Origin of the sequence: Chromatium okenii, assembly GCF_016583745.1 — a bacterium.
Classification (GTDB): domain Bacteria; phylum Pseudomonadota; class Gammaproteobacteria; order Chromatiales; family Chromatiaceae; genus Chromatium; species Chromatium okenii.
Genome location: NZ_NRRQ01000069.1, coordinates 1 through 7,743, shown reverse-complemented (window position 1 = coordinate 7,743; position 7,743 = coordinate 1). Strand labels below are relative to the sequence as shown.

Annotated in this window: 15 protein-coding genes; 12 read left to right on the top strand and 3 right to left on the bottom strand. The window is 49.9% G+C overall.

The annotated features are described in order from the left end of the window. Positions 1-481: phage antirepressor N-terminal domain-containing protein (locus CKO12_RS14015; RefSeq protein WP_200155345.1), on the bottom strand; the 481-nt coding region annotated here is incomplete at its 3' end. A 312-nt stretch (positions 482-793) separates the two neighbouring features. Between CKO12_RS14015 and CKO12_RS14010 the strand changes: the two genes are divergently transcribed. The 12 genes from CKO12_RS14010 (at position 794) to CKO12_RS13950 (ending at position 6,774) form a co-directional block, all read left to right on the top strand. After that, entirely contained in the window at positions 794-1,075 is a 282-nt protein-coding gene (locus CKO12_RS14010) for a type II toxin-antitoxin system RelE/ParE family toxin (protein ID WP_200155344.1), read from the top strand. A gap of 10 nt (positions 1,076-1,085) precedes the next feature. Continuing rightward, positions 1,086-1,376, top strand: coding sequence for a HigA family addiction module antitoxin (locus CKO12_RS14005; protein WP_200155343.1), 291 nt, complete (start codon positions 1,086-1,088; stop codon positions 1,374-1,376). A gap of 191 nt (positions 1,377-1,567) precedes the next feature. Next, positions 1,568-1,816, top strand: coding sequence for a type II toxin-antitoxin system TacA family antitoxin (locus CKO12_RS14000; protein WP_200155342.1), 249 nt, complete (start codon positions 1,568-1,570; stop codon positions 1,814-1,816). A gap of 109 nt (positions 1,817-1,925) precedes the next feature. Next, positions 1,926-2,276, top strand: a complete 351-nt coding sequence (locus CKO12_RS13995) for a hypothetical protein (RefSeq protein WP_200155341.1) — start codon at positions 1,926-1,928, stop codon at positions 2,274-2,276. Between the two features lie 42 nt (positions 2,277-2,318). Further along, complete coding sequence (locus CKO12_RS13990; RefSeq protein WP_200155340.1) at positions 2,319-2,816, top strand: Uma2 family endonuclease; 498 nt, start codon at positions 2,319-2,321, stop codon at positions 2,814-2,816. Between the two features lie 392 nt (positions 2,817-3,208). After that, the gene (locus CKO12_RS13985) at positions 3,209-3,841 is read left to right on the top strand and encodes a ParA family protein (RefSeq protein ID WP_200155339.1); all 633 of its coding nucleotides are present in this window, start codon (positions 3,209-3,211) and stop codon (positions 3,839-3,841) included. Between the two features lie 619 nt (positions 3,842-4,460). Further along, entirely contained in the window at positions 4,461-4,739 is a 279-nt protein-coding gene (locus CKO12_RS13975; protein WP_200155337.1) for a type II toxin-antitoxin system RelE/ParE family toxin, read from the top strand. Positions 4,740-4,749: 10 nt separating this feature from the next. Continuing rightward, the gene (locus CKO12_RS13970) at positions 4,750-5,052 is read left to right on the top strand and encodes a HigA family addiction module antitoxin (protein ID WP_200155336.1); all 303 of its coding nucleotides are present in this window, start codon (positions 4,750-4,752) and stop codon (positions 5,050-5,052) included. 513 nt (positions 5,053-5,565) lie between these two features. Further along, on the top strand, positions 5,566-5,802 hold the full coding sequence (locus CKO12_RS13965) for an antitoxin (protein WP_200155335.1): 237 nt from the start codon (positions 5,566-5,568) through the stop codon (positions 5,800-5,802). Further along, positions 5,802-6,212, top strand: coding sequence for a type II toxin-antitoxin system VapC family toxin (locus CKO12_RS13960; protein WP_200155334.1), 411 nt, complete (start codon positions 5,802-5,804; stop codon positions 6,210-6,212). The genes CKO12_RS13965 and CKO12_RS13960 overlap by 1 nt, the downstream gene beginning before the upstream one ends. Positions 6,213-6,253: 41 nt before the next feature. Next, positions 6,254-6,586, top strand: coding sequence for a BrnA antitoxin family protein (locus CKO12_RS15030; protein ID WP_242466359.1), 333 nt, complete (start codon positions 6,254-6,256; stop codon positions 6,584-6,586). Continuing rightward, on the top strand, positions 6,583-6,774 hold the full coding sequence (locus CKO12_RS13950) for a type II toxin -antitoxin system TacA 1-like antitoxin (RefSeq protein ID WP_242466358.1): 192 nt from the start codon (positions 6,583-6,585) through the stop codon (positions 6,772-6,774). The genes CKO12_RS15030 and CKO12_RS13950 overlap by 4 nt, the downstream gene beginning before the upstream one ends. A 55-nt stretch (positions 6,775-6,829) precedes the next feature. Here CKO12_RS13950 and CKO12_RS13945 read toward each other — a convergent pair whose 3' ends face one another. After that, positions 6,830-7,099: a hypothetical protein gene (locus CKO12_RS13945; RefSeq protein WP_200155332.1), complete on the bottom strand. Its 270-nt coding sequence runs from the start codon at positions 7,097-7,099 to the stop codon at positions 6,830-6,832. Continuing rightward, on the bottom strand, positions 7,096-7,743 hold a 648-nt coding region (locus tag CKO12_RS13940; protein ID WP_242466357.1), incomplete at its 5' end, for a division plane positioning ATPase MipZ. The genes CKO12_RS13945 and CKO12_RS13940, both read right to left, overlap by 4 nt.

Below are 7,743 nucleotides of genomic sequence, written 5' to 3'. Positions count from 1 at the left end.
TGAGCATCTCAATCATCGACGAATCATCGTGATGGCTTTCAATCTCAGCGGCGTAGGCACGAAGGGCAGCGGGTAAATCGGTGGGAATGGCTGCGGATGTGGGCTGCTTCATTGGGTGCGGGTTGATTGCCTGCCCTTTCGACCAGTAATCCCAGAGCACATCATCACATTCGTTCTGGTAGGCGATGATGTTGTCCCGAATCTCAGGACGCACCTTGTTTGGGTAAATGCTGGTCATCCAACCGGGCAGTTTGCGCAGAGGCATACAGCTCATTGATTGCAAACCGCCATTTGAAGGTATGGTGATTTCCACCATACAGGTCGCAAAACGCTGATTGTCAGTGAGTTTTTTGTGCTGAGACTTCCAGTCAAGTCCCATGCCCTCAACGATTGGTTTCATGGGTGTGTAGGGTTGACCGTTGATGTCGGTCACAAACAGCGTGGTATTGCGGAAGGGAACAGGCAATAAATCAGAGTTCATAACAGTCTCCGGGTTGGATTTGGAAACCGTCGCAATCAAGACTAAATGATGGCGGCGGGTTGCTTTGAGGTTGGTCTACCGGAACAAGGAACCGGCGAGCTTTTCAGCTCCCTCACGCAACCAGCCATTGATCGTGCGGGCACAAAAAATGCGCCTTTTCGCTGGTGGCACTACGCGCCTTGTATTCTGGGAGACCAATCCCGACCGCCAATGAGTGACGGCAAAGTCAGCCTATACCGAGATGAACGCGGGAGTCAAGGTGACTGATATTATCGTTTGACGATAATATCGCTAAACCATAACATTCTTTCCATGATCATTTCTTTCCACACCGATGCGACAGCAAACGTCTGGCAAGGATGCTTTACCAAAAAGCTGCCGAACCAGATTCAAGAAATCGCCCGCCGGAAACTGCGCATGATCAATGCCGCACAGCGCCTAGACGATTTGCGCATCCCGCCTGGTAATTGTTTAGAAGCTCTCTTGGGCAACCGCTTCGGACAGCACAGCATCCGCATCAACGATCAGTGGCGCGTGTGCTTTGTGTGGAACAACGGCAATGCCACCCGTGTTGAAATTTGTGACTATCACTGAGGACAGCGAGATGGACAAAATCAAGAACATTCATCCCGGTGAAGTGCTCCGCGAAGAGTTCCTGTTGCCGATGCACATTAGCCAATACCGCCTAGCGAAGCAGATTGGCGTACCAGCGATGCGCATCAGTGAAATCTGTTCCGGTAAGCGCAGCGTCACCGCTGATACGGCATTGCGACTTTCCCGTGCTTTGGGCACGACACCGGGGTTTTGGCTCACACTACAATCCGACTTTGACACTGAAGAAGTGCTGCGTACTCGCGGCGATGAACTATCACGAATTCAACCGCTGGCTGCCTAAACTTTTTACTTACTAGGAGTGACGCAGTTGGATTTCTAAATGCTTAATTTCATAAAAATCAGTAACGTTATCTGGCAACGTCAAACGCTATTCGGTTTCAATCCTTGTTGTATTGGATTTAGCGTTGCAACGTGGGGTAATCTTTGCGGTGCTGCTATACTGTACGGAAATACACCGTATGGATGCAGCACATGGTTGAAAGCGACCGTCTTAATCTCCGTCTCCCCACGACTGCCAAACAATTACTCCAGCAAGCGGCAGCAATAACTGGCAACACCCTGAACGCACTGGTGCTGGATGCGGCACTGGATCGGGCGCGTGACATTCTGCAAACCCACCAGCATTCTGAGCTCGCAATTGAGGAATGGCGCGACTTTATGCGGTCATTGGACGACCCGCCGCCGCCTGCTCTGCGTCAAGCGTGGCGCAATGAAGATTGAACTCTTTATGCCGTTGCAAGCGGACGGACATCAACTGTATTTACCAATCGCTACAATCCGAATGCTGGCGACAGATTAAAATCAATTCCACAGTTACCGAAGGTGAATAATGAATCAATATAAATTATCCGCAGCATTCATTAACGCTGGTATTGAATACTCGGAATTAGTCGCGCAAGGTTTGGGTGAATCACCAGATGCAGCCCGCGCATTTGCACGCATGATGGAAAACGCCCCGCAATCCTTTATGGACATGGCGCATGACGCGGTGGTGAAAATGGGATTGATGCCGGAGAAGCCAGACGGATACACCACTGAGGGAAAGCCGGTTTATCATTTGGAATCAATCGCAAAATGCTTGGGCATGTCGAAAAAGGAAGCGGAGAAATCACTGCGCGACTTTCAGGATCACACTGGTAAGCAGTTCTTTGATGTTGATGATGTGCATTCGGTGCAGTAAATGAACGTACATTTACATCATGTTTTAATGAGGTGAATCATCATGCACTGGCAAGAAGTTTGTGAACATCCGTTATTTCAAGATATTCCGTTCAAAGTAGAAACCAATCGTTGGGGGCAAGTGGTAATGAGTCCGGCTACCAATCGGCACGGTCTTTATCAAGCACGTTTGATTCGTTGGCTCGCACAATTACTCCCTGATGGTGAACCCTTAGCGGAATGCAGCATACAAACACCAGACGGCGTTAAAGTCGCTGATGTTGTTTGGGGCAGTTCAGCATTTTTTATCCGCAACGGTTTAGCCAATCCCTATCTCGAAGCGCCAGAGATCGTGATTGAAATCCTTTCTCCATCCAATACCTCTGGAGAAATGAATGAGAAAAAGCGGCTGTATTTTGCTGGCGGTGCGCAAGAGTTCTGGTTATGTGCTGCCAACGGTCAACTGCGCTTTTTCTCTCAGGATGACGAACTTGTTTGCAGTCAGTTAGCACCCGAATTTCCCCAAAGTATTAACGCATCGACCGGTTCATCTCTCATGTAACGGCTGGCAATTCACACCGCACTGATGCAACCGCAGTTGCTCCATTCAACGCAGCATTCCGCATGATCTGAACTGCTCACCATCGCTAGATCGCTAACTAACTATCAGATCGCTAGAGTGCTCCCTAGCTAGATCACTAACTAGCCATCAGATCGCTAGATCATTCTCTAGCTAGATCGCTAGAGTGCTGCCTAGCTAAATCGCTATCTAGCTATTACATCGCTAGATCGCTATTCTAGGGCAATCNGCTCCCTAGCTAAATCACTAACTAGCCATCAGATCGCTAGATCATTCTCTAGCTAGATCGCTAGAGTGCTGCCTAGCTAAATCGTTATCTAGCTATTACATCGCTAGATCGCTATTCTAGGGCAATCTAGCGATGGAGGGGTTCAATGATGATCTTTGCTTGCGTGAACACCAAGGGCGGCGTGGGTAAAACGACCGTTGCTGTCCATCTCGCGGTGATGCTGGCTCGACAAGGGCGGGCGCTGTTGATTGACGGTGATCCCCAAACCAGTGCTGCGAGTTGGGCGGCATGGCGACGGGAGCGGGCGGATGGTTTACCTAGTCCGATCACCACCTGTCTCAGTGGCAAGGCGATCATCCATGAAGGTAAATCATTGGTGCAGGGCTATGACCACGCCGTTGTGGATGCGGGCGGACGGGATTCATTGGGCTTGCGCTCGGCATTGTTGCTGGCTGAATACGCGATCATTCCGGTGGGAGCCAGTCAGTTGGATGCCGCTGCGTTGACGGATGTGATGACCATCGTTGACCTCGCTCGTGATTACAACCCGCGTTTGGATGTCCGTATCTTGCTGACTCGCGTTGATCCGCGCACCAAGGATGCCGCTGATATGCTGGTCTTTCTCAAGGGGCAGCAGTTGACGGTGCTCAACACGATGATCTGCGAGCGAGTGGCATTCCGCCGTGCGATTGCTGAGGGCGCAACGGTGCATGAGATTGGCAAGGATTATCTTGCTATTGGTGAAATTGAGGCGCTGTTAATGGAGGTGATGCAATGAAACTCAAGCCAGATGTTAGTGCGTTTATGAAAGACCCGAATGCGTTTTTAGACGGTGCAGCAGAGACGCCGCGCACCCAAACAGTTATGGTTGAAATCACGAAGCCGGAACCGACTGTGCAGAANTGAAACTCAAGCCAGATGTTAGTGCGTTTATGAAAGACCCGAATGCGTTTCTGGACGGTGCAGCAGAGACGCCGCGCACCCAAACAGTTATGGTTGAAATCACGAAGCCGGAACCGACTGTGCAGAAGTTGTTTCGACTCCAGTGGGATGTGGCAAGTGCTTTGAAATTAAGAGCGTTGCAGGAAAGCGCCAGTAGTAGACGGCGCGTGACTGAGACCGAGATTGTGGAGCGGTTACTGCGTGAATACTGCAATCTTGATCACAGTGAATCCTGATTACTGCGGCATAACGCGGTGGTAGAAAGTCGGGTTATCTTTTTGAATCACTGCGCGACCAATCAGTGCGTAATTCTTAAATGGCGATGTGTATTTAGTACAGTAAATGCGCAATGCCGAATGATGGTAAATAAAGACCAGACCGGAAAGTTGCAGTTTGTCAACAGCATTTAAGTATAACGTTTGACGTATAACTCGCTGCGTTATAGCATAACCGCCATGATCAAATCGTTTCGCTGTAAAGACACCGCCAAACTATTCGCTGGTCACTGCCCGCGCCGTTTTCGTGCGATTCAGAGCGTTGCCGAGCGCAAGCTAACACAACTGAACGCAGCGGCAACGCTGGACTTTCTGCGCAGTCCACCGGGGAATCGTCTGGAGACCTTGAGCGGCGACCGTACCGGACAGCACAGCATCCGCATCAACGATCAGTGGCGACTGTGTTTCGTCTGGCGCAATGGCGATGCCGACGACGCTGAAATTGTTGACTACCACTGAGGAGACACCCATGAGCCCTACGAATGGTCTGCGCCCGGTGCATCCCGGCGAGATTCTGCGCGAAGACTTTTTGACGCCGCTGGGCATGAGTGTGAACGCGCTGGCACAGGCGCTGCGTGTCCCTGCGACCCGCTTACATGAGATCGTCAAGGAACGACGCGCCGTAACGCCGGATACCGCCTTGCGACTTGCCCGTTATTTCGGCGGCGATGCTCAATCATGGCTGAACTTGCAAACCAGTTACGACTTGAAGCTGGCCGAGTGCCTGCTGAGTGCTGACATTGAGCGTGATGTCGTGCCTCGTGCGGCATGACTGATGCAACCGCAGATCGCTCCGATACATTTTTCTTAACTTTCTAGGAGTTACGCAGTTGAAAGTTAAGTCATTGATTTTTATGAAAACGCGATCATACACTGCACAAACCAAGTTTCAATAAAATCAGGCACTTAGCATCCAACTGCGTAACTCCTACTTTCGTTAACTGCGACAACTTGATCCGTGACCGGCGTTGTCGGGTATATCTACCAAGGCACGAAATAAACACTTCGTGCTCTAACTCCTAGATGTGTTTCAAGTTTTACGCTAACAACTCGTGTTAGCAACCGCATACTCGAACTTGTTAAAGAGCTCAATTAACAACGCGGGCTTGGTTATCGCCATAAGGTACACGTTGTTATAAAAGTACTAACCATGATGTGGCGATGATGTCAAACCAGTGATTAGTAGCAAATGGTAAAAATGAGTAGGTTATTGAGTACTATGTATCAACCTCATAACGTGCTACAGTTTAATGTACATCCGTCATACATCCTTACGGGTATCACCATGCACACGACACGGGTTTTTAAGAATGGCAATTCGCAAGCGGTGCGGATTCCGGCAGCACTCGCGTATGAACACACCGATATTGAACTGGAGATTGAACGTGAAGGTGATGAACTCAGAATACGCCCCGCACGTCGGTTATTGTCTGGTGTCTTGAATAAATTTGCCCAATTCTCTCCTGATTTTTTGATTGAAGGGCGCGGCACTCAGGAACAAGTTGAGCGGGATGTTTGGTAATGCCGCGCTATATGCTTGATACCAATATGTGCATTTATTTGATGAAGAATCAACCAGAAGTCATTGCACGGCGCTTTGCACAATGTCGGGTCGGTGATGTGGTGATGTCGGCAATTACCTATGCTGAATTGATGTATGGCGTGGCGGTATCAACCAATCCGCAGCGGGACAGTGAACATCTCGCGGCTTTGATTCAAGATATTCCGGTGCTGCCTTTTAATGCAGCGGCTGGTGTTGCCTATGGTGCAATTCGTTTCGCAACCCGTGAGCGCAAACAAGATCATCTTGATAAGTTGATTGCAGCTCATGCAGTCGCGCTCAACGTGATACTGGTAACCAATAACGTGAAGGATTTTATGAAATATCCCGGTCTCGTTATTGAAAACTGGTGTGTTGATGTGCCGATCTAACGTTGTGCTGTGTTATTTCTCGAATCATTCTGAGCGATTAAATGGCAAGCGTTGACCACAAGCCTGTCTTTAGCCCGGCGCAAATTGCCGCCGCACTCGTTGCCGCACCACACCGCGTCGATGATCCCGAATGTCCTTATGACCCCAACACTCCTGATGCAGTGGCAATCCATTGGGCTAATGCGATGACCAGTCAGTCGTTGCCTGAGTTACAGGAAAAGCTGGCTCGGCGGCGTGGCGCACAGAAACAACCAACGAAGATTCCTACCACCATCCGCGTTGATGCCGACATCTTGGCGGCGTTCAAAGCCACTGGTAAAGGTTGGCAAACCCGAGTCAATCATGTGCTGCGTGAATGGTTGAATGCGCAATGACGGTGATGATGCCCAAAGAATTGAGCTGTAGCGCCTGTCACTTGAATGAGATGGCAGAAACCAGCGTCATTCGGTTATCCCTTGAGGATCAGCAGCGATTTGTCGATTTGTTGCTTGATCCGCCACCACTCACTCCAGCAATACACCGCGCCGCACAAGCTCATGCAGAGTTGATCCAAGACGCATGACTTCTATCTGCATCACGGCTTTTTATTGCTGCCGCTGACAAAGCAATTGCGCTGATCACCCCTCAAACAATTCCTCCGCTTGTTTCACCAGTTCCGGTATGACGATGCGATTTAATATCTTTTGCTGGCTCACATCATTCTGCTCGGCAATGAATCGCAACATGGTGAGTTGATATTCATTCAGCCGAATGGATACCGAATGACGCTGTAAATCATCGGCACTAAATGCTAACCAAGGCGCTGGCTCCTGTTTCGGGCGCGGCGCTTTGGCTCCTTCGGCGAATTGACGCAGGGCATTGGGATCAACTGAAGGCAGGCTAATCATGCGTGATCTCCGTAGATTTCAAGGGCAAGGGCGGTGATCTCAGCAGTCGCACTGTCGTCATTCATTTCGACTACGCCGCATCCATCACTCATGGCATCCCGATAGACGTTGTACTCCCGAATCATAATACTGGAAAGACTGAACTGCGGCAGTTCAATCAAACTTTGTTCTGTCTCGTGAATGACGGATGCTATGGATAATAAGAGCCGCGCTTGTAATTGCGGATTTAAGCCCCGCGCTAGTTCGACCAGTTCATTCATGTGTGCCGATGGTTCAAGATCAGGCTGATTGGCTTTCAATGGACAATAGAGCAGATGACTTGCAACCATCGCAGTCCGTAATTCCTCTGAATCACGTCCACCCGCATCAATAATGATTTGCTCATAACGGCTGGATAAATCACGCACGGTATTGAAGACGTTGCCGCGCTTTTCTATGCAATGCACTTTAGCAAGATCGTTGCGTTGATTGCGGCGCTCAATGAATTGGCTGGCAGTGCGCTGGATGTCGGTGTCAATCAATAATACGTCAATCCCGGCATTGGCTAACCAGACGCTGAGATTAACGGCAATGGTGCTCTTGCCGGTGCCGCTTTTCTCACCGCCGAGGAGAAGGATCATGGTTGCGTCTCGTGGGCTGAAATG